General features: G+C 71.0%; 19 protein-coding genes. 15 read left to right on the top strand and 4 right to left on the bottom strand.

The annotated features are described in order from the left end of the window. The first annotated feature begins 34 nt into the window (after window positions 1-34). On the top strand, window positions 35-556 hold the full coding sequence (locus tag HEP81_RS11865; RefSeq protein WP_037654515.1) for a hypothetical protein: 522 nt from the start codon (window positions 35-37) through the stop codon (window positions 554-556). Here HEP81_RS11865 and HEP81_RS11860 read toward each other — a convergent pair. Then, a complete protein-coding gene (locus HEP81_RS11860; RefSeq protein WP_037654512.1) occupies window positions 504-935 on the bottom strand; it encodes an ATP-binding protein in 432 nt (143 codons plus the stop codon). The genes HEP81_RS11865 and HEP81_RS11860 overlap by 53 nt on opposite strands. Window positions 936-1,124: 189 nt before the next feature. Here HEP81_RS11860 and HEP81_RS11855 point away from each other — a divergent pair, with 189 nt between their 5' ends. The 6 genes from HEP81_RS11855 to HEP81_RS11830 are packed head-to-tail and all read left to right on the top strand — an operon-like array spanning window position 1,125 to window position 7,227. After that, a complete protein-coding gene (locus HEP81_RS11855) occupies window positions 1,125-1,973 on the top strand; it encodes an STAS domain-containing protein (RefSeq protein WP_037654510.1) in 849 nt (282 codons plus the stop codon). Next, a complete protein-coding gene (locus HEP81_RS11850; RefSeq protein ID WP_037654508.1) occupies window positions 1,970-2,338 on the top strand; it encodes an STAS domain-containing protein in 369 nt (122 codons plus the stop codon). Before HEP81_RS11855 ends, HEP81_RS11850 begins: the two co-directional genes overlap by 4 nt. Beyond that, window positions 2,335-2,754, top strand: a complete 420-nt coding sequence (locus tag HEP81_RS11845; protein WP_037654506.1) for an anti-sigma regulatory factor — start codon at window positions 2,335-2,337, stop codon at window positions 2,752-2,754. Before HEP81_RS11850 ends, HEP81_RS11845 begins: the two co-directional genes overlap by 4 nt. Beyond that, window positions 2,742-3,806: an ATP-binding SpoIIE family protein phosphatase gene (locus HEP81_RS11840; RefSeq protein ID WP_172636846.1), complete on the top strand. Its 1,065-nt coding sequence runs from the start codon at window positions 2,742-2,744 to the stop codon at window positions 3,804-3,806. Before HEP81_RS11845 ends, HEP81_RS11840 begins: the two co-directional genes overlap by 13 nt. After that, window positions 3,803-5,620: an ATP-binding protein gene (locus HEP81_RS11835; protein ID WP_106979898.1), complete on the top strand. Its 1,818-nt coding sequence runs from the start codon at window positions 3,803-3,805 to the stop codon at window positions 5,618-5,620. The genes HEP81_RS11840 and HEP81_RS11835 overlap by 4 nt, the downstream gene beginning before the upstream one ends. Continuing rightward, the gene (locus HEP81_RS11830; protein ID WP_037654504.1) at window positions 5,617-7,227 is read left to right on the top strand and encodes a fused response regulator/phosphatase; all 1,611 of its coding nucleotides are present in this window, start codon (window positions 5,617-5,619) and stop codon (window positions 7,225-7,227) included. The genes HEP81_RS11835 and HEP81_RS11830 overlap by 4 nt, the downstream gene beginning before the upstream one ends. A gap of 6 nt (window positions 7,228-7,233) precedes the next feature. Here the strand turns inward: HEP81_RS11830 and HEP81_RS11825 are convergent, their stop codons facing one another. Together HEP81_RS11825 and HEP81_RS11820 are read right to left on the bottom strand one after the other, a co-directional pair. Further along, a complete protein-coding gene (locus HEP81_RS11825) occupies window positions 7,234-7,917 on the bottom strand; it encodes a glycerophosphodiester phosphodiesterase (RefSeq protein WP_037654501.1) in 684 nt (227 codons plus the stop codon). A gap of 32 nt (window positions 7,918-7,949) precedes the next feature. Next, entirely contained in the window at window positions 7,950-9,035 is a 1,086-nt protein-coding gene (locus tag HEP81_RS11820) for an adenosine deaminase (protein ID WP_375139895.1), read from the bottom strand. A gap of 380 nt (window positions 9,036-9,415) precedes the next feature. On the opposite strand from HEP81_RS11820, the gene HEP81_RS11815 reads away from it, so the two are divergent. Continuing rightward, window positions 9,416-10,150 (top strand): DUF4190 domain-containing protein, encoded by a 735-nt coding sequence (locus tag HEP81_RS11815; protein WP_037654497.1) that lies wholly within the window; start codon window positions 9,416-9,418, stop codon window positions 10,148-10,150. Window positions 10,151-10,243: 93 nt separating this feature from the next. Here HEP81_RS11815 and HEP81_RS11810 read toward each other — a convergent pair whose 3' ends face one another. Next, window positions 10,244-10,801, bottom strand: a complete 558-nt coding sequence (locus tag HEP81_RS11810) for an NADAR family protein (RefSeq protein WP_037654496.1) — start codon at window positions 10,799-10,801, stop codon at window positions 10,244-10,246. Between the two features lie 209 nt (window positions 10,802-11,010). On the opposite strand from HEP81_RS11810, the gene HEP81_RS11805 reads away from it, so the two are divergent. The 7 genes from HEP81_RS11805 (at window position 11,011) to HEP81_RS11775 (ending at window position 18,881) form a co-directional block, all read left to right on the top strand. Continuing rightward, a complete protein-coding gene (locus HEP81_RS11805) occupies window positions 11,011-12,546 on the top strand; it encodes a gamma-aminobutyraldehyde dehydrogenase (protein ID WP_037654495.1) in 1,536 nt (511 codons plus the stop codon). 105 nt (window positions 12,547-12,651) lie between these two features. Continuing rightward, window positions 12,652-13,899, top strand: a complete 1,248-nt coding sequence (locus tag HEP81_RS11800) for an ABC transporter substrate-binding protein (RefSeq protein WP_037654492.1) — start codon at window positions 12,652-12,654, stop codon at window positions 13,897-13,899. 8 nt (window positions 13,900-13,907) lie between these two features. Beyond that, a complete protein-coding gene (locus HEP81_RS11795) occupies window positions 13,908-15,053 on the top strand; it encodes an ABC transporter ATP-binding protein (RefSeq protein ID WP_037654681.1) in 1,146 nt (381 codons plus the stop codon). Then, the gene (locus tag HEP81_RS11790; protein WP_037654490.1) at window positions 15,053-15,982 is read left to right on the top strand and encodes an ABC transporter permease; all 930 of its coding nucleotides are present in this window, start codon (window positions 15,053-15,055) and stop codon (window positions 15,980-15,982) included. Before HEP81_RS11795 ends, HEP81_RS11790 begins: the two co-directional genes overlap by 1 nt. Then, window positions 15,983-16,783: an ABC transporter permease gene (locus tag HEP81_RS11785; protein WP_037654488.1), complete on the top strand. Its 801-nt coding sequence runs from the start codon at window positions 15,983-15,985 to the stop codon at window positions 16,781-16,783. 85 nt (window positions 16,784-16,868) lie between these two features. Next, window positions 16,869-18,299 (top strand): NAD(P)/FAD-dependent oxidoreductase, encoded by a 1,431-nt coding sequence (locus HEP81_RS11780; RefSeq protein ID WP_037654487.1) that lies wholly within the window; start codon window positions 16,869-16,871, stop codon window positions 18,297-18,299. 123 nt (window positions 18,300-18,422) lie between these two features. Next, entirely contained in the window at window positions 18,423-18,881 is a 459-nt protein-coding gene (locus HEP81_RS11775) for a hypothetical protein (RefSeq protein ID WP_037654485.1), read from the top strand. The last annotated feature ends 67 nt before the right edge of the window (window positions 18,882-18,948 follow it).

Below are 18,948 nucleotides of genomic sequence, written 5' to 3'. Positions count from 1 at the left end.
TGAACGTGTTCAATTCAAGGCGTAGGCTCTGCCCATGAGCGACAGAGCCGCCCTGTTGAAGGGCATTCGCCGCTGGTTGGTCTTCTTCGTGGTGTGCCTGGTGCTGAGCGGGGTCACGGCGTTCCCGCTGGTGCATGAACTCCACTGGACGGAGAGCGTGTTGCGGGCGCTGGGGGTGCCGGATCTGCTGCCCGGGCTGATGGACTGGATCGCACGGGTGCGGGACGGGCTCGACGCCGTCGACGCGCAGTACCCGTTCGTCCTCTACGGCACGGACTGGCTGGCGTTCGCCCATCTCGTCATCGCGGTCGCCTTCTACGGCCCCTACCGCGACCCGGTGCGCAACATCTGGGTGATCGAGTTCGGCATGATCGCCTGCGCGGGCATCGTCCCCCTCGCCCTCATCTGCGGCCCGATCCGCGGCATCCCGTTCTGGTGGAGCCTGATCGACATGTCCTTCGGCGTCTTCGGGGTCCTCCCGCTGTACGTCCTCCGCACGAAGATCAAGCGCCTTGAGGCGCTTTCGGGGGTGCGGTCGGCCGGAAGCACGCCATGACGTCCTTGCCGCGGGGGCAGCGGTGGATCTCCCAGTCATGGGCGAGGGCGTCAACGAGGAGCAGTCCGCGTCCGCCCAGCGCGTCGGCGCCGGGCCGCTGTTGCCGGGGCAGGGTGGTGTCGGAGTCGTGCACGGTCACATGGAGGCAGCCGTCGTCCCAGGTGAGGATCAGTTGCGCCGTGCTGCGGGCGTGGACGTGGGCATTGGTCACGAGTTCGGACACGGTCAGCACGATCGAATCCACCAGATCCGGGGCGGTCCGGGTCCAGCCGAGCGTCTCCAGGTGCGCCCGGGTCCAGTCCCGCGCCGTCTTCGCCCCGCTGTTCAGGGGCAGCGTGCGGGCCCAGCCCACAGCCTTCAACGAAGACCCGTCTTCCATTTTCTCCTCCTGGGCGCTCGGCGTGTTCTCTCCGTCTGCCCGCGATCGGCGCCCACGGCACCAGGCACCTGGCACGGGCATGGCCGCGGACGCGATGTCCGGGGGGCGCCGGGCCGCGCGAGGGGGGAATTGCTGATTGTCGTATCGTTCCTCCGGCAGTACACAAAACGGAGATCGAGTGAGGACAACGTGACGGCTGAGATCAACACGCGGCTCCTGGTCGAGATACTGACCGCACGGCGTGACGACTTCCTCGCTCAGTGGACGAGGACCATCGGTGACGACCTCCAGGGCCGGCTGAGCCTTGCGGAGCTGGGGCATGAGCTGGGGGAGTTGTACGAGGCGGTCCTCAAGGCCATCTCCATCGGCGGACTCGACGGCCGCGGGGAGCACTTCGGCGAGGCGCGCAGCCTGCTGATCGAGCTCTCGCGCAACCGGGCCCGCCAGGGCTTCACGCCCACCGAGACCGCACGGAGCGTCTTCGCCCTCAAGGAGGTGCTGGAGCCCTCCCTCGCCGGTGAGGCCGCGTCCGCCCAGGCGTATCTCCAGTTCGCCCGGCTGCTGGACGACCTCGGGCTGCTGACGACTGAGGCGTACGTCCGTACCCGCGAGGAGATCATTTCCTCCCAGGCGGAGCAGCTCCTGGAGCTCTCCACCCCGGTGGTCAAGCTGTGGGACGGGGTCGTCGGCGTACCGCTGGTCGGCACGCTCGACTCGGCCCGCACCCAGGTCGTCATGGAGAAGCTGCTCCAGACCCTGGTCGACACCGACTCCACGCACGCCATCATCGACATCACCGGTGTGCCCACGGTGGACACCCAGGTCGCCCAGCACCTGCTGAAGACCGTCGTCGCCGCCCGCATGATGGGCGCGCGGTGCATCATCTCCGGCATCCGCCCGCAGATCGCCCAGACGATCGTGGCGCTCGGCATCGAGTTCGGCGACATCCCGACCAACTCCTCCCTGGCCGACGCGCTCCGTCAGGCGCTGAAGGAGATCGCGCTGGAGACCGAAGACGATGTGAAGGGTCTGCTGTGACCGAGCGCGTTCCCGTCCTCAAGATCGGCGAGACCCTCCTGGTCTCCATCCAGACGGACCTGGAGGACCAGATGGTGATGGACCTCCAGGAGGATCTGTCCAACCGGATCGTGGACACGGGGGCCAAGGGTGTCGTCATCGACATCTCGGCCCTGGAGATCGTGGACTCGTTCGTGGGCCGCATGCTGGCCACCAACGCCTCCATCTCCCGTGTCCTCGGCGCCGAGACCATCGTCGTCGGCATGCGGCCCGCCGTCGCCATGACCCTCGTCGAGCTGGGGCTGTCCCTCAACGGAGTCCGTACCGCTCTCAACCTCGAGCGCGGTCTGAAGCTTCTGCGCCGCCTGGGCGCGGAACGCGCATGAAGGACTTCGGCGCCGCGGGCGTCACGGCCGAGGCCATACCGGTGGCCAACAGCAGCGACGTCGTCTCCGCACGGCAGACGGTGCGCAACCTCTCCCAGCGCAGCGGCATGTCGCTCGTCCACCAGACGAAGCTGGTCACCGCGGCCAGCGAACTGGGCCGCAACATGCTCATATACGGCGGCGGCGGTGTGGTACGCGTGGCGGCCGTCACGGACGGGGGCCGCTCCGGGATCTTCGTGGAGTTCCGCGACCAGGGACCGGGCATCGGGGATATCGAGCTGGCGATGACCGACGGCTGGACCTCGGGCAACGGCATGGGACTCGGACTCAGCGGGGCCAAGCGGCTCGTGGACGAGTTCGACATCGAGACGGGGCCCTCGGGTACCACGGTGCGCATTGTGAAGTGGGGCAGGTGAGCAGCACCTTCGTCGCCGAGGCCGGGGACGTCTGCTGGCTGCGCGCGGATGTCGCGCTGGCGGCCGCCGCACGTCATCAGGCGGCCCAGCTCGCCCGTGGCGTCCACCTCTCCGCGGAGCACACGGCCCGGCTGGAGCTGTGCGTCACGGAGCTGGCGACCAATCTGCTCAAGCACGCCCACGACGGCGCGCTCGCCCTGCGGGTGGTGCGCGACCGGGACCGCGCGGCCGTGGAGTGCCTCTCCCTCGACAACGGGCCCGGCATCGAGGACGTCCCCCGGGCACTGCGCGACGGCACGTCCGCCACCGGCACCCTGGGCATCGGCCTGGGCGCCGTCGGGCGGCTGGCCGACGAATCCGGAGTGCACTCCCTGCGCGGGCGCGGCACGGTCGTCTACGCGCGCTTCTGGGCGGCCGCGGCCGGCGGGGCGGCGCCGGAGCCGCGGCCGCACCCGGTCGCGACCGGTGGGCTGACCCGTCCGATCAGCGGCGAGCAGGTGTGCGGGGACTCCTGGGCCGTGCGCGCGGTCAGCGGCCACGGTCCGGACGCCCTGACGCTGATGATGTGCGACGGGCTCGGGCACGGGCCGCTCGCGGCGCGGGCCGCCGACCGGGCCCGGGAGGCGTTCCGCGACAGCCGGCACATGGATCCGGCGGCCGTCCTCGGGGATGTGCACCTCGGTCTGCGCGGGACGCGCGGGGCGGCCGTGGCGATCGCACTGGTCGACCTGGGCGAGGAGCGCGTACGGCTGAGCGGGGTCGGCAACATCAGCGCCCTGGTCGCCACCGAGGGCTCCCGCAGCGGACTGCTGTCCGTGCCCGGGATCGTGGGCGTGCAACTGCCCCGCCCGCGGACCTTCGAAGCCGCGTTCCCGCCCGGGTCGGCGCTCATCATGCACTCCGACGGCCTCAGCGACCGCTGGAAACCGGCGGACCTGCCGGGCCTGTTCGCCAAGGACCCCTCGCTGGTCGCCGCGCAGATCCTCAACCAGGCCGCCGTACGCAGGGACGACGCCGGGATCGTCGTCGCCGTGCGCGGGCAGCGGCCGTGATCCCGGGGCCGGCCGGCCAGGAGGTGTTCACCGTCGCCCTGCGGGACGGAGGCGATGTGATCGCCCTGCGCCGGTCGACCCAGTCGGTGTGCCGGGCCGTCGGGCTGACCGGCAGCCCGCTGGTACGGCTGACCACTGTCGTGAGCGAGGCCGGGGAGAGCCTGCTGGGCGTACCCGGCCTCGCCGCACGGCTCTGCCTGGAGGACGCGGGCACCGTCGTGCTGGCCGTACACCTCGGCTGGCGGGGCGACTCCCGTCCGCCGTCGCGCCTGCTGGCCGCGGCCACCCGCCTGCTGGACGACAGCGGGCTGCGGGTCGCGCCGGACGGCGGCGGCCAGGAACTCCGGCTCGTGCAGCGCACCCCCACGCCCGCCGCGGCCCTGGAGGAGCTGGCCCTCGAACTGCGCGGCAGGCTCGCCGGCGACGATTCGCGGGCCGACCTGGTGGAGGCCCTGCGCACCCAGAACCACCAGCTGCTGGCCGCCCTGGAGGAGTCCCAGCACCAGCAGGAGGAACTCCAGCGGCTGAACGAGGAGCTGGAGGAGACGAACGCCGGTGTCATGGCGCTGTACACCGAGCTGACGAGCGAACTCCAGGCCACCAACAGCGGGGTGGTCGCGCTCTATGCCGAACTGGAGGACAAGACCCGGCAGCTCGAACTCGCCCATGAGTACAAGACCCGCTTCTGGGCCAACGTCAGCCATGAGCTGCGCTCCCCGGTGAACTCGGTCATCGCCCTGGCCCGGCTGCTGCTGGACTCCCGGGCGGAGTCGCTGACCGATGAGCAGCGCCAGCAGATCGGGCTCGTCCAGGCGTCGGGCAGCACCCTGCTCGCGCTCGTGGACGAACTGCTCGACGTCGCCAAGGCGGAGTCGGGCCGCCTCGAACCCCAGCCCGCCGAGACCGATCTGCGGGCGCTGCTGCACCAGTTGCGCGGCACGCTGCGGGGCACCACGCAGCCCGGGGTCGCCTTGCGCATCCCGGACCACATCCAGCGGGCGCCCCTGGTCACGGACGAGGTGATGCTGACCCGGATCCTGCGCAACGTGCTCTCGAACGCGCTGAAGTTCACCGTCGAGGGATCGGTCCAGCTCGACATCACCGAGGCGGCGGACGAACGCGGGCCGCGCTTCGTCTTCACCGTCCGGGACACCGGGGTCGGGATTCCGGCCGACGAACTCGACCGCGTCTTCGAGGAGTTCTACCAGGTGCGGGGGCCGCATCAGCGCGGCCGGGCGGGCACCGGCCTCGGACTGCCCTACGCCCGCCGGCTGACCGAACTGCTGAAGGGCACCGTGACGCTGGACAGCGTGGTGGGACAGGGCACCCAGGTCGTCATCGACATTCCGGCCCTCCTCCCGGCGGCACCACGGGAGGCGGCGAGCGTGGTGCGGTCCGTGCTGGTCGTCGACGACGACGAGACCTGGCTCACCGGCTTCCGGGCCCTGCTGGCGGAACTCGCCGGATCCGTCACCGTGCTCACCGACAGCGGCGCCGTCGTCGCCGCCGTCGAACGGGAGCGGCCGGACGTCGTCGTGCTCGATCTCAACATGCCCGGCGCGAGCGGGTACCAGGTGCGGCGGCAGCTGGCCGCCTGTCCGGCCACCGCCCAGGTGCCCGTGATCGTCGTCACCGCGCTGGAACCCGCCGACGTGGACCACGCACGCCTCGCCCCGGTCCGCGCCGTGCTGAACAAGTCCCGTCTCACCCCGGCGATCCTCGCGGCCAGTCTGGGGCACGAGGAGAACACGGCGGCCGCCCGACGGCCGGCCGCCCAAGCTCCGCTGCCGTCCCCCGCCGAGGAACGTCGATGAATCACCAGCCCGACCCGGACCACGCCCCCGCGCACATCCTGGTGGTCGACGACCTCCCCACCAACCGGTACGTCCTGTCCACCACGCTGCGCCGCGGCGGGCACCACGTCACCGAGGCGGAGGACGCCACCCGCGCGCTCGAACTGCTCGACGGCCTCTGCCCCGGGCCGGAGATCGCCATCATCGACGTGGGGCTGCCCGACATGACGGGTTTCGAGGTGTGCGAACGCATCAAGAGCAACCCCGCCACCGCCGCCCTGCCCGTCATCAACATCTCCGCCTCCGCCATCAGCGTCCACGACCGGGCCCAGGGGCTCTACCGCGGAGCCGACGCCTACCTCGTGGAACCCGTCGCCCCCGACGAACTGCTCGCGACGGTCACGGCGACCCTGCGCTACGCCCGCGCCCGCCGCCGCGCCGAACTCCTCGCGGAGCGGCTGCACCTGCTCAACCGCACCACCCTCGCGATGTACAGCGCCGCCGACGCCCAGAAACTGGTCAAGGTGACGGCCGAGGGCGCCGCCGCCGTCCTGCGCTGCGACGTGGCCGCACTCCTCACCACCCCGCAGGGCACCCCGCTGATCGCCCACACCCGGCGCGAACGGGGCCCCGGGGCGCACACGGTGACCACCGCCCTGCCCCACCGGACCGGCGACGCGGACGCCGAGCTGCCCGATCTGGGGCTGCTCCCGCTGCCGCCCGCACTGGGGGAGCCCGCGCTGCGGCGCACCGTCATCGGCCGCACCAGGGCCGACCGACCGCCCGTGGCCATCGTGGCGCCGGTGGACGCCGTCACCACACTGGACGACGAGCAGCTGCTGACCCAGCTCACCCAGGCCAGCGCGCTCGCCCTGGAGGCGCTGCGCAGCTACAGCGAGGAACACGCCCTCGCCCTCACCCTGCAACGGAGCTTCCTGCCGGAACGGCTGCCCGAGACCGCGCGGGCGGATCTGGCCGTGCGCTATCTGCCCGCCAGCGAACGCACCGAGATCGGCGGCGACTTCTACGAGGCGATCAGCACGGCCGACGGGCTGGTGGTGGCCGTCGGCGACGTGGCCGGGCACTCCCTGGACGCCGCCATGGTGATGGGCCAGGTCCGCCACGCGCTGCGCGCGTACGCCGTCGAGGGCCACGCGCCCGAGGCGATCCTGGACCGCCTCGACCACCTGATCACCTCCGTGGCGCCGGGCGCGACCGTCACGCTCTGCGTCCTGCTGATCGAGTTCGACACGCACGTCGTCCAGGTCGCGAACGCCGGCCATCTGCCGCCCCTGCTGCGGAGCCCCGACGGCACGACCCGCTATGTGCGCGAGCACGGCCCCCTGCTGGGCCTCGGACTTCCCCATCCGCCCGCCCGACGGGTCACCATGGCGCCCGGCTCCCTGGTCGTCCTCGTCACCGACGGACTGATCGAGCGCCGGCACGAGGACCTGGAACGCTCCCTGGAACGCCTCGAAGCGGTGGTCCGGGACGCACCCGCGGACCCGGAGAAGGCGTGCGCCCACCTCCTCCAGGGCCTGACTCCCGACGGCAGCGACGACGTGGCGCTGATGGCGGTACGGCTGAACCCGCTCGCCCCGCGCGGCCCGGGTGGAGCCCCGGCCTGACGGGCCCTAACGGGAGCGCAGCCCGTGCAGGACGTCGACGCGGTTCGTGGTGATCGAGTCGACGCCCAGGGCCATCAGGCGGCGCAGGGAGCGCCGGGTGTCCGGGGTCCACACGGAGACGAGCCGGCCGGAGCGGTGCAGATGGGTGACCAGGTCGTGGTCGACCAGGGAGAAACGGTAGTTGAGCCAGCGGGGGTTGATCGCGGCCAGCAGGGCGGGGCGCGGCGGGGCCAGGGTCGTCCAGGTCAGCGCGATCTCCGCGGTCGGGTCGGCGGCGCGCACGGTGAGCATCGTCTCGGCGCCCGCGCTGTAGTACACCCGGTCCCCGGCCCCGCTCTGCCGGATCACGTCCAGGATCCGCTCCATCGTCCGCCGCGTCACCCGACCGCACAGATCCACCATCACCCGGCTGTCACCGGTCGCGGCGAGCGCCTCGGCCAGCGTCGGCACCCCGCCGTCGGTGAGCCCGCGCACCTCCTCGGCGGACAGGGTGCTCAGCGGTCGTGCCACCCCCCACAGCCGTTCGAGCGTGTCGTCGTGCAGCAGCACTGGCACACCGTCGCGGGTGAGCCGGACATCGAACTCGACGGCGTCCGCGCCCCGGTCGAGACCGGAGCGCAGCGAGTCGAGGGTGTTCTCACGGAAGCGGTAGGGGTCGCCGCGGTGGGCCACGGCGGTCACGGTCTGCATGGCCCCCATTGTGGTGCGGATCGTGGTGTGCCTCAGCCGGCGAGCCGGCCGGTGGTGTACGTGTCGATCTCCGCCGCGAGCCGCGCCTTGCCCGCCGCGTCCAGGAAGGACGCCTCCACCGCGTTCTTGGCGAGGTCCGCGACACCGCGCTCGTCCAGGTCGAGGAGGCGGGCGGCCACCGCGTACTCGTTGTTGAGGTCGGTGCCGAACATCGGCGGGTCGTCGGAGTTGATCGTGATCAGCACCCCGGCCTGCTGGAACTGCCGGAGCGGGTGCTCGTCCAGGGTGCGCACCGCGCGGGTGGCGATATTGGAGGTCGGGCAGACCTCCAGCGGGATGCGCCGCTCGGCGAGGTGGGCGAGCAGCGCCGGGTCCTGCGCGGAGCTGGTGCCGTGCCCGATGCGCTCGGCGCCCAGCTCGTTCAGCGCGTCCCACACCGACTGCGGGCCCGTGGTCTCGCCGGAGTGCGGCACCGAGCGCAGTCCGGCCGCGATGGCCCGGTCGAAGAACGGCTTGAACTGCGGGCGGGGCACGCCGATCTCGGGCCCGCCGAGCCCGAACGACACCAGGCCCTCGGGCCGGATCCGGTCGTCGGTGGCCAGCCGCACGGTCTCCTCCGCCGATTGCAGTCCGGCCTCCCCGGGGATGTCGAAGCACCAGCGCAGCACGGTGCCGAACTCGGCCTCCGCGCTCTTGCGGGCGTCCTCGATCGCCTCCATGAACGCGCGCTCGTCTATGCCGCGCCGGGTGGAGGAGAACGGGGTGAGGGTCAGCTCGGCGTAGCGCACCTGCTGGCGGGCCAGGTCGCGGGCCACCTCGTAGGTGAGCAGCCGGACGTCCTCCGGGGTGCGGATCAGGTCGACCACCGACAGATACACCTCGATGAAGTGCGCGAAGTCGGTGAAGGTGAAGTACTCGGCGAGGGCCTCGGGGTCGCTGGGCACCTTGGAGTCGCGGTGCCGCGCGGCCAGCTCCGAGACGATGCGGGGGGAGGCGGAGCCCACGTGGTGGACATGCAGTTCGGCCTTGGGCAGTCCGGCGATGAACGCGCGCAGGTCGCGGTCGGCCGAGCCGGTGGCGGGTACGGAACTGGTGGACAAGGGGGCCTCCCCGAGCAGGGCGCCGAGGCGCCCTTGCGGGCGCGGCGCGGGTGATCGGCTGATCGTCACAGGACATCGTAGGCGGGCGGGCGCGGGGCACGGCCGAGGGGAGGGCCCGCGCGGACCGGGTGGGCGGCCGCGCGGATCCTGGGTGGGATCGGGTGGCGCGGGGTGGTGGAACCGTGCGGCCGGGGTGGGCGCGGGGAGCGGCGGCGGGCGCCGGACGGAGAGGGCGGCGGGCGCCGGAGGGGGAGGGGCCGGACGAGCGGTGCGGGGGAGCGGCCGTACGAGCCCGGCGGCCGTGCTCCGCTCCACTGCCGGGACGACGGGACCGGCCGGCCGGGGCGGGTCGGGAAGGCCGTAGCATGGCGGGACGAACGACCGAGGGGGAAGTACGCGTGTCAGACGGAACGCAGTCGAGTGGGGCGGCCGGCGGCGGCCACGACCCGTGGGCACCGCCCGAGGCGGGGCTGTCGCTGAACAAGGACCAGCCCGCCGCGCCCGGTGCGGGACAGCCCCCGGCGCAGCCGCCGTCCGTGCACGAGCAGGCCACCGTGACCGACCTGCCCACCGGCGGGTACGCCCAGCCCAACTTCGCCCCGCCCGTCCCGGGCTTCGGCGCGCCCACCCCGCCCGCCTTCGGCGCCCCCGGCACGGGTGAGCCGGTGCCGCCCCCGCCGATCGCGCCCACCGGTCCCGGTGTGCCCCCGGTGTCCGCGCCGCCCGCGGGCGGCTACGGCTACCCCGGCTACCCGGCAGGCGGCGGCTACGGCTGGACCGGTATGCCGATGACCCCGCAGAACGGCATGGGCACCGCGGCGATGGTGCTCGGCATCCTCTCGATCTGCCTGTTCTGCCTGTACGGCGTCGCCTCCGTGATCCTGGGCATCCTCGCGGTGGTCTTCGGCGTCAAGGGACGGCGCCGGGCCGAGCGCGGCGAGGCGACCAACCACGGCCAGGCCCAGGCCGGTCTGATCATGGGCGTCATCGGGATCATCGTCGGCGTCGCCGTGATCGTGCTCCTCGCGATCGGTATCACCGCGGCGATCAACGAGGACCACTCCAGCTCCGATCCCTACTACGGCTCCCTGCACTCCGTCTCGGCGCCGGTGACGGCGGCGGCACAGAGCTGATCGCTTCGACCCCCGCCCGCCGGACCGCACGACCCGGTCCGGCGGGCATCGTCGTATCAAGCCCCGCTCTGCAAAGGCTCGGCCCCGGCGGAGCTAGCCCGCGGCCAGCTCCGCCCGTGCCTCCATCAGCGCGAAGCCCAGCAGATTCGGCCCCCGCCAGCGCTCCGGGTCCTGGGCCGCCTCGTCGTCCGCCGTCAGGCCGATGCCCCACACCCGGTCCACCGGGCTCGCCTCGACCAGCACCCGCTCGCCCGTGTTCAGCAGGAACGCGCGCAGCGCGGGATCGGCGGCGAACTTGTGCACGCTGCCCTCGACCACGATCCGGAACCGCTCCCGCTCCCATATCGCCTCGTCGAAGCCGCGCACCAGCCGGCCCGCCTTCTTGGCCTGGGCCGGATGCGCCGCCGCGAGGACATGGCGCTCGGCCTCCGCGTCATCGAACAGCCGGGCCTTCGCGGCCATCATCCAGTGCTCCGCCGTCGCGTACCGCCTGCCGTCGACCACGAAGGGTGAGGGCCACCACTGGCTCAGACAGCTCGCGCCGATGGTGCCGTCCGGCCGGGGGCGGTGGCCCCAGAAGTGCAGGTATTTGATCCGGGACCCCGCCCGGACCTCGCTGACCAGGGCTTCCAGCCCAGTGATCCTCCCCATGCACGCGAGTCTGACACGCACCACTGACACTCCGTCCGGCTTTTCCTCGCCCGACTCGACACCTGGTCGACAGATTCCGTCGCGTAACCAAAAGGCAACAACGGAATCACTTGTTGGAGGCGTATAGCTCTGTCAGGATCGGCACTCAAATCGAGCTGGAGCTACGCCACCCACCCCCGGGACGGGGGCGATCGGCGGAGGAGAGCGACATGCACAACCCGGGCACCGCCAGCCAGGAACGATTTCCCGCAGCGGACCGTTTCGCGGAAGGCGCTCAGTTCATCGCCGGCCGTCTGACCAAGGGCACCTCGGGGCGCCGCCACGCCGTGGTCGACCCGGCCACCGGCGACGAGGTGTACAGCTACGACCTGGCCGGCACCGACGACGTCGACGCGGCCGTCGCCGCCGCGCGCGCGGCCTTCCCGGGCTGGGCCTCGGCCACCCCCGGCGAGCGCTCGGACGCCCTGCACCGCTTCGCCGCCGTGCTCGCCGAGCGCGCCGAGGACTTCGCCCGCGCGGAGTCGCTCCAGTGCGGCAAGCCGCTCAAGCTGAGCCGCGAGTTCGACGTCCCCGGGACCGTCGACAACACGGCCTTCTTCGCGGGCGCCGCCCGGCACCTCCAGGGGCAGTCCGCCGGTGAGTACTCCGGCGACCACACCTCGTACGTCCGGCGCGAGCCGATCGGTGTCGTCGGGTCCATCGCGCCCTGGAACTACCCGCTCCAGATGGCCGCCTGGAAGGTGCTCCCGGCGATCGCCGCGGGCAACACCATCGTGCTCAAGCCCGCCGAGCTGACCCCCCTGACCTCGCTGCTCTTCGCCCAGGCCGCCACCGCCGCGGGCCTCCCGGACGGTGTGATCAACATCGTCACCGGCACCGGCAGGGAGGCCGGTGAGCACCTGGTCGGGCACCCCGATGTCGCCATGACCTCCTTCACCGGCTCCACCGGCGTCGGCAAGCGCGTCGCCGAGGTCGCCACCGCCACCGTCAAGCGGCTCCACCTGGAGCTGGGCGGCAAGGCACCGTTCGTCGTGTTCGACGACGCCGACCTGGACGCCGCCGTCAACGGGGCCGTGGCCGGCGCGCTCATCAACACCGGCCAGGACTGCACCGCCGCCACCCGCGCCTATGTCCAGCGGCCGCTGTACGAGGCGTTCGTGGAGCGCACCGCCGCCCTGATGGAGACCGTGCGGCTCGGCGACCCGTTCGCCCCCGGCACCGACCTCGGGCCGCTCATCTCGCACGCCCAGCGCGACCGCGTCGCCGGCTTCGTGGAGCGCGCCCGCGCCTACGCCCGTGTGGTCACCGGCGGCGAGGCCCCCGGCGGCGATCTGGCCAAGGGCGCCTACTACCGGCCCACCCTCATCGCCGGCGCCGCCCAGGACAGCGAGATCGTCCAGTCCGAGATCTTCGGACCCGTACTGGTCGTCCTGCCCTTCGACACCGACGACGAGGGCATCCGGCTCGCCAACGACACCCCGTACGGCCTCGCCGCCTCCGCCTGGAGCGGCAGCGTCTACCGGGCCAACCGTGCCACCCGCGACATCAAGGCGGGCTGTGTGTGGATCAACGATCACATCCCGATCATCAGCGAGATGCCGCACGGAGGCTACAAGGCCTCGGGCTTCGGCAAGGACATGTCGATGTATTCCTTTGAGGAGTACACGCAGGTCAAGCACGTAATGTTCGACAACACCGCGGTGGCCCGCAAGGACTGGCACCGCACGATCTTCGGGGACCGGTAGAGCGACCCCCGGCCGCGGGGCCCCCGCCCGCGGTCCGCTTCGCCGGGTAAGACGCCCGTCCCCTCCACCGGGCACCCCCTTCCCTCCCGAAAGGCCACCACGCGCATGGAGAGTTACGAGCCCGACCGCCTGACACCGGTCGAAAAGGCCGCCATACGCCGGAGTTTCCGCAGCGCCAGGGCCGAGCTGACCCGCCGTTCGCTGCTGCGCGCCTCCGCCGGTGGCGCACTCGCGATCGGCGGACTCGGGACGCTGAGCGCCTGCGGCATCCCCGCCGCGTCCAAGAACCAGGGCGGTGTGTCCGCCGACGACCACTCGGCCACCGAGAAGGTCGTCAACTTCTCCAACTGGCCCGAGTACATCGACGTGGACGACTCGGGCAAGCACCACCCCACCCTCGACGCGTTCGCCAAGCGGACCGGCATCCAGGTCAAGTACACCGAGGACATCAACGACAACGACGAGTTCTTCGGCAAGATCCAGCCGGAGCTCGCCGCGGGCCAGGACACCGGCCGCGACCTGATCGTCCTCACCGACTGGCTGGCCGCCCGCATGATCCGGCTCGGCTACGTCCAGAAGCTGGACGCGGCCAATCTGCCGCACGCCTTCGCCAACCTCTCGGACCAGTTCCGCGACCCCGACTGGGACCCGGGCCGCGCCTACTCCTACCCCTGGCAGGGCATCTCCACCGTCATCGCCTTCAACAAGAAGGCCCTGGACGGCGTCGAGGTGAAGTCGGTCTCCGACCTCCTGGACAACCCCAGGCTCAAAGGCCGCGTCAGCTTCCTGACCGAGATGCGCGACACCGTCGGCATGACCCTGCTGGACCTCGGCAAGGACCCGGCGAAGGTCACCGCCGACGACTACGACGCGGCCATCGCCCGCCTCCAGAAGGCCGTCGACAAGGGCCAGATCCGCCGCTTCACCGGCAACGACTACACCTCCGACCTGGCCAAGGGCGACATCGCCGCCTGTGTCGCCTGGGGCGGCGACATCGTCCAGCTCCAGGCCGACAACCCGGACGTCGGCTACCTCATCCCGGACAGCGGCTACATGACGTCGACCGACAACCTGTTGGTCCCCAACAAGGCGCGTCACAAGACCAACGCCGAGCGGCTCATCGACTACTACTTCGAGCCCGAGCCGGCCGCCGAACTCGCCGCCTACGTCAACTACGTGAGCCCGGTCGAGGGAGTCGTTCCCTACCTCGCCAAAATCGACAAGTCGGCCGCGAGCAACCCGCTGATCGTGCCCGACAAGGCCATGCAGGCGAAGTCCCACCCCTTCCGCGCCCTGACGCAGAAGGAAGAGACCGCCTACCAGCAGAAGTTCTCCAAGCTCACAGGGGCGTGACGACCACGATGACGACAGACAACAGCGGCGACGTCCGCCTCTCCGGTATCGGCAAGACCTACGGCGCCTTCACCGCCGTACACCCGCTGGACCTCACCGTGCCCCAGGGCTCCTTCTTCGCCCTGCTCGGCGCCTCCGGCTGCGGCAAGACCACCACCCTGCGCATGATCGCGGGCCTGGAGGAGCCGACCAGCGGCACCGTGCACCTCGGTGACCAGGACGTCACCCATCTGCCGCCGTACAAGAGGCCCGTGAACACGGTCTTCCAGTCCTACGCCCTCTTCCCGCACCTCGACATCTTCGAGAACGTCGCCTTCGGTCTGCGCCGGCGCGGCATCAAGAGCGTCAAGAAGCAGGTCGAGGACATGCTGGACCTGGTCCAGCTCGGCGAGCAGGCGCGCAAGAAGCCGCACCAGCTCTCCGGCGGCCAGCAGCAGCGCGTCGCCGTGGCCCGCGCGCTGATCAACCACCCCAAGGTGCTGCTCCTCGACGAGCCGCTCGGCGCCCTCGACCTCAAGCTGCGCCGCCAGATGCAGCTGGAGCTCAAGCGCATCCAGACCGAGGTCGGCATCACGTTCATCCATGTCACCCACGACCAGGAGGAGGCCATGACCATGGCCGACACGGTCGCGGTGATGAACGGCGGCCGCGTCGAACAGCTCGGCGCCCCCACCGACCTGTACGAGAACCCGCGCACCACGTTCGTCGCCAACTTCCTCGGCACCTCCAACCTGATCGAGGCCGAGGTCGACACCAGGAGCGACGAGGACATCGTGCTCAAGGCCGCAGGCGACAAGCTGGTGCTGCCCGCCGCCCGATGCAGCGCTCCCGCCCCGGCCGGCGGCAAGGTGCTGGTCGGCATCCGCCCCGAGAAGATCGCGCTCGCCCACGCCGACGACGCGGGGAGCATCCCCGAGGGCCGCAACCGCCTCACCGGCAAGATCGCCGACGCCAGCTTCATCGGCGTCTCCACGCAGTACGTCATCGACAGCCCGGCCTGCGCCGAACTCTCGGTCTACGTCCAGAACGTCGAGCGGGACGCCCGCCTGGTCCCCGGCGCGGACGTCGTCCTGCACTGGAGCCCCGCGCACACCTTCGGCCTCGACGCGGCCCAGGCCATCGACGCGGGCACCGGGGAAGAGGTCGCCGCCTGATGTCGACACTCACCGAGGCGCCCCCGCCGCTCGCCCCCGCCGAACCGACGGCGAAGCCCCCGCGCAAGCGCGGCCGGTTCACCCCGTACTGGCTGCTGCTGCCCGGCATCCTGTGGCTGGTCGTCTTCTTCGCGCTGCCGCTGGTCTACCAGGCCTCCACGTCCGTGCAGACGGGCTCCCTGGAGGAGGGCTACAAGGTCACCTGGCACTTCGCGACCTACTGGAACGCCTTCTCCGAGTACTGGCCCCAGTTCCTGCGGTCCATCTTCTACGCCGCCGGTGCCACCGTGCTGTGCCTGTTGCTCGGCTACCCGCTGGCCTATCTGATCGCCTTCCGCGCGGGCCGCTGGCGCAACCTGATCATGATCCTGGTGATCGCGCCCTTCTTCACCAGCTTCCTGATCCGCACCCTGGCCTGGAAGACGATCCTCGCCGACAACGGCCCGGTCGTGCACGCGCTCAACTCGCTGCACATCCTGGATCTCACCAACTTCCTCGGCTGGACGGCAGGCGACCGGGTGCTGGCCACCCCGCTCGCGGTGGTGTGCGGACTGACGTACAACTTCCTGCCGTTCATGATCCTGCCGCTGTACACCTCGCTGGAGCGGATCGACGGACGGCTGCACGAGGCGGCCGGCGATCTGTACGCCAAGCCGTCGACCACCTTCCGCAAGGTGACCTTCCCGCTGTCGATGCCGGGCGTGGTCTCCGGCACGCTGCTGACCTTCATCCCGGCGGCCGGTGACTACGTCAACTCCGAACTCCTCGGCTCCACCGACACCCGCATGATCGGCAATGTGATCCAGACGCAGTTCCTGCGCATCCTGGACTATCCGACGGCGGCGGCCCTCTCCTTCATCCTCATGGCCGCGATCCTGGTCATGGTGACGATCTACATCCGCCGGTCCGGGACGGAGGACCTGGTCTAAATGCCCGTCGTCAACTGGCTCAAGCGCCATCTCGTCGTCATCGCGGGACTCTTCACCCTCGCGTATCTGCTGCTGCCCAACGTCATCGTCACGGTGTTCTCCTTCAACAAACCGAAGGGGCGCTTCAACTACCAGTGGCAGCAGTTCTCCCTGGACGCCTGGAAACAGCCGTGCGGCGTCGCCGACATGTGCAACTCGCTGTCCATCAGCCTCCAGATCGCCGTCTGGGCGACGCTGGGCGCCACCGTCCTCGGCACGATGATCTCCTTCGCGCTGGTCCGCTACCGCTTCCGCGCCCGCGGCGCCATCAACTCGCTGATCTTCCTGCCGATGGCGATGCCCGAGGTCGTCATGGCCGCCTCGCTGCTCACCCTGTTCCTCAACATGGGCGCCCAGCTGGGGTTCTGGACGATCCTGATCGCCCACATCATGTTCTGTCTGAGCTTCGTCGTCACCGCCGTCAAGGCCCGTGTGATGTCGATGGACCCGCGCCTGGAAGAGGCCGCCCGGGACCTGTACGCCGGGCCCGTGCAGACCTTCCTGCGGGTCACCCTGCCGATCGCGGCACCCGGAATCGCCGCGGGCGCGCTGCTGTCCTTCGCGCTCTCCTTCGACGATTTCATCATCACCAATTTCAACGCCGGCTCGACCGTCACCTTCCCCATGTTCGTCTGGGGCTCGGCACAGCGCGGAACGCCCGTTCAGATCAATGTGATCGGCACGGCGATGTTCCTTCTCGCGGTGCTGCTGGTGCTCGTGTCGATGCTGATCAACAATCGCCGTAACAGTCAAAAGGCGTAAGCCGAACAAGCGCACAGCGAAAAATCGCACAGCGAAAAAACGCACCGCCGAAAAGCGCGAAAAATCTCTGTAGGGAGTTGAAATCATGGCCCCAAGCGCCATGAGTCGTGGCCAAGACAACTGGATCTCCTCTCTCTCCGAAGCCCAGCCGGTCCCGTACTGGCTGGAAGACCCCGGCAAGCCGGCGCCCGAGCCCGCCCTCACCGGCTCCGAGACCTGCGATCTGCTGGTCGTCGGCGGCGGCTACAGCGGACTGTGGACCGCGCTCATCGCCAAGGAGCGCGACCCGCAGCGGGACGTGGTCCTGCTGGAAGGCCGCGAGGTGGGCTGGGCCGCCTCCGGCCGCAACGGCGGCTTCTGCGCCGCCTCCCTCACCCACGGCCTGTCCAACGGGCTGACCCGCTGGCCCGCGGAGATCCACAAGCTGGAGGAGCTGGGCCGGCGCAACCTCGACGAGATCGAGGCGGCCGTCGCCCGGCACGGCATCGACTGCGAGTTCGAGCGCACCGGCGAGATTGACGTGGCCACTGAGACCTACCAGGCCGCGGAGCTGCGCGACTGGCACAAGGAGCTCCAGGAGCGGGGCCTGGCGGACGGCGTCGACTTCCTGGACGAGGCCGCCCTGCGCGCCGAGGTGAACTCGCCGACCTTCAAGGCGGGCCTGTGGGACCGCCGGGGCGTCGCCATGCTGCACCCCGCGAAGCTCGCCTGGGGCCTGAAGCAGGCGTGCGTCCGGCTCGGGGTGCGGGTGTACGAGCACACGCCCGCGCTCACCCTCAAGCAGTACGGCGCCGGGATGGCCGTCCGCACCCCGTACGGCGCCGTCCGCGCCCGCAAGGTCGCGCTCGGCACCAACATCTTCCCGAGCCTGCTGCGCCGGGTGCGCTCGTACACCGTCCCGGTCTACGACTACGCGCTGATGACCGAGCCGCTGAGCGAGGCGCAGCTCGCGCAGATCGGCTGGCAGGGCAGGCAGGGGCTCGGCGACAGCGCCAACCAGTTCCACTACTTCCGGCTGTCCGCCGACAACCGGATCCTGTGGGGCGGTTACGACGCCGTCCACCATTACGGCGGCCGGGTCCGGGCGGAGTACGACGACCGCCCCGAGACCTATGCCAAGCTCGCCGGGCATTTCTTCACCTGCTTCCCGCAGCTGGAGGGCACCCGCTTCACCCACGCCTGGGGCGGCGCGATCGACACCTGCTCCCGCTTCTCGGCGTTCTTCGGCACCGCCCACCAGGACAAGGTGGCGTACGCGGCGGGCTTCACCGGCCTCGGCGTCGGCGCGACCCGCTTCGGTGCGGACGTGATGCTCGACCTGCTGGACGGCGAGCGCACCGAGCGCACCGAGCTGGAGATGGTGCGCAAGCGGCCGCTGCCGTTCCCGCCGGAGCCGTTCGCCTGGACCGGTATCGCCCTCACCAAGTGGTCGCTGGCCCGTGCGGACGCCCACGGCGGCCGCCGGAACCTGTGGCTGCGCACGATGGACAAGCTGGGCCTGGGCTTCGACAGCTAGTTCGCGTGACCCAGGTCACCCCCGAGGGTCCCGGAACCCGCGTAATGCTCCGGTACGGCCTCCCTCTCTCCCTTCGAGGCGACGCGAGCGCGTCGCGCACCGAGGAGAGCGGGAGGCCTGCGCATGGGCGGGACGAAGGCGGCGGTGGCGTGGCTGGCATCCGTGGCACCGGACCCCCGGGGGTGCCGCCGGGAGTGGGAGCGCAATCCGCACGGGGTCGCGCTGCTGCCCGCGGGCCGGGCCTGGGACGTGCTGATCCTGCCGGCCCATCTGGGCCACCCGACGCTGGACGTGCTGACCCGGATGCTCGGCAGGACCGGCCCGGTGCTCGCCGACTTCGGCGACAACCGGATCGGGTTCTTCGTGGCGCCGGGCACCGCGGAGCGCTGGCTGGGCACCGGGGTGCGCGCCGCGGGGAACGGCACCTGGATCGTCGTACCGCATCCGGGCCGGGCGAGCCGCGGGGTGCGCTGGCTGGTGCCGCCGGACGGCTCCGGCACGCTGATTGACGCGGCGCTGCTGGAACTGGCGATGCACGAGGCGGCGGCACGGCTGGCGCTGGGAGCGGGGGAGGACGGGTAGCGCGCATGTCTTGACACCAGGATTGGTCTGGACCAAATTGAGTGCCGTTCCACCCTCCAACTCCCCC

The sequence above is a fragment of the Streptomyces griseofuscus genome (assembly GCF_014673495.1).
GTDB classification, from domain to species: domain Bacteria; phylum Actinomycetota; class Actinomycetes; order Streptomycetales; family Streptomycetaceae; genus Streptomyces; species Streptomyces murinus.
The sequence above is the reverse complement of the archived record's forward strand: the minus strand, read 5'-3'. Positions and strand labels throughout refer to the sequence as shown.

Excerpts from the sequence above, each read along its gene's own strand:
- HEP81_RS11790 (WP_037654490.1), top strand. The coding sequence starts at position 15,053 with ATGTCGACACTCACCGAGGCGCCCCCGCCGCTCGCCCCCGCCGAACCG.
- HEP81_RS11825 (WP_037654501.1), bottom strand. The coding sequence starts at position 7,917 with ATGCAGACCGTGACCGCCGTGGCCCACCGCGGCGACCCCTACCGCTTC.
- HEP81_RS11860 (WP_037654512.1), bottom strand. The coding sequence starts at position 935 with ATGGAAGACGGGTCTTCGTTGAAGGCTGTGGGCTGGGCCCGCACGCTG.
- HEP81_RS11865 (WP_037654515.1), top strand. The coding sequence starts at position 35 with ATGAGCGACAGAGCCGCCCTGTTGAAGGGCATTCGCCGCTGGTTGGTC.
- HEP81_RS11780 (WP_037654487.1), top strand. The coding sequence starts at position 16,869 with ATGGCCCCAAGCGCCATGAGTCGTGGCCAAGACAACTGGATCTCCTCT.
- HEP81_RS11800 (WP_037654492.1), top strand. The coding sequence starts at position 12,652 with ATGGAGAGTTACGAGCCCGACCGCCTGACACCGGTCGAAAAGGCCGCC.
- HEP81_RS11805 (WP_037654495.1), top strand. The coding sequence starts at position 11,011 with ATGCACAACCCGGGCACCGCCAGCCAGGAACGATTTCCCGCAGCGGAC.
- HEP81_RS11845 (WP_037654506.1), top strand. The coding sequence starts at position 2,335 with ATGAAGGACTTCGGCGCCGCGGGCGTCACGGCCGAGGCCATACCGGTG.
- HEP81_RS11775 (WP_037654485.1), top strand. The coding sequence starts at position 18,423 with ATGGGCGGGACGAAGGCGGCGGTGGCGTGGCTGGCATCCGTGGCACCG.
- HEP81_RS11810 (WP_037654496.1), bottom strand. The coding sequence starts at position 10,801 with ATGGGGAGGATCACTGGGCTGGAAGCCCTGGTCAGCGAGGTCCGGGCG.
- HEP81_RS11785 (WP_037654488.1), top strand. The coding sequence starts at position 15,983 with ATGCCCGTCGTCAACTGGCTCAAGCGCCATCTCGTCGTCATCGCGGGA.
- HEP81_RS11795 (WP_037654681.1), top strand. The coding sequence starts at position 13,908 with ATGACGACAGACAACAGCGGCGACGTCCGCCTCTCCGGTATCGGCAAG.
- HEP81_RS11830 (WP_037654504.1), top strand. The coding sequence starts at position 5,617 with ATGAATCACCAGCCCGACCCGGACCACGCCCCCGCGCACATCCTGGTG.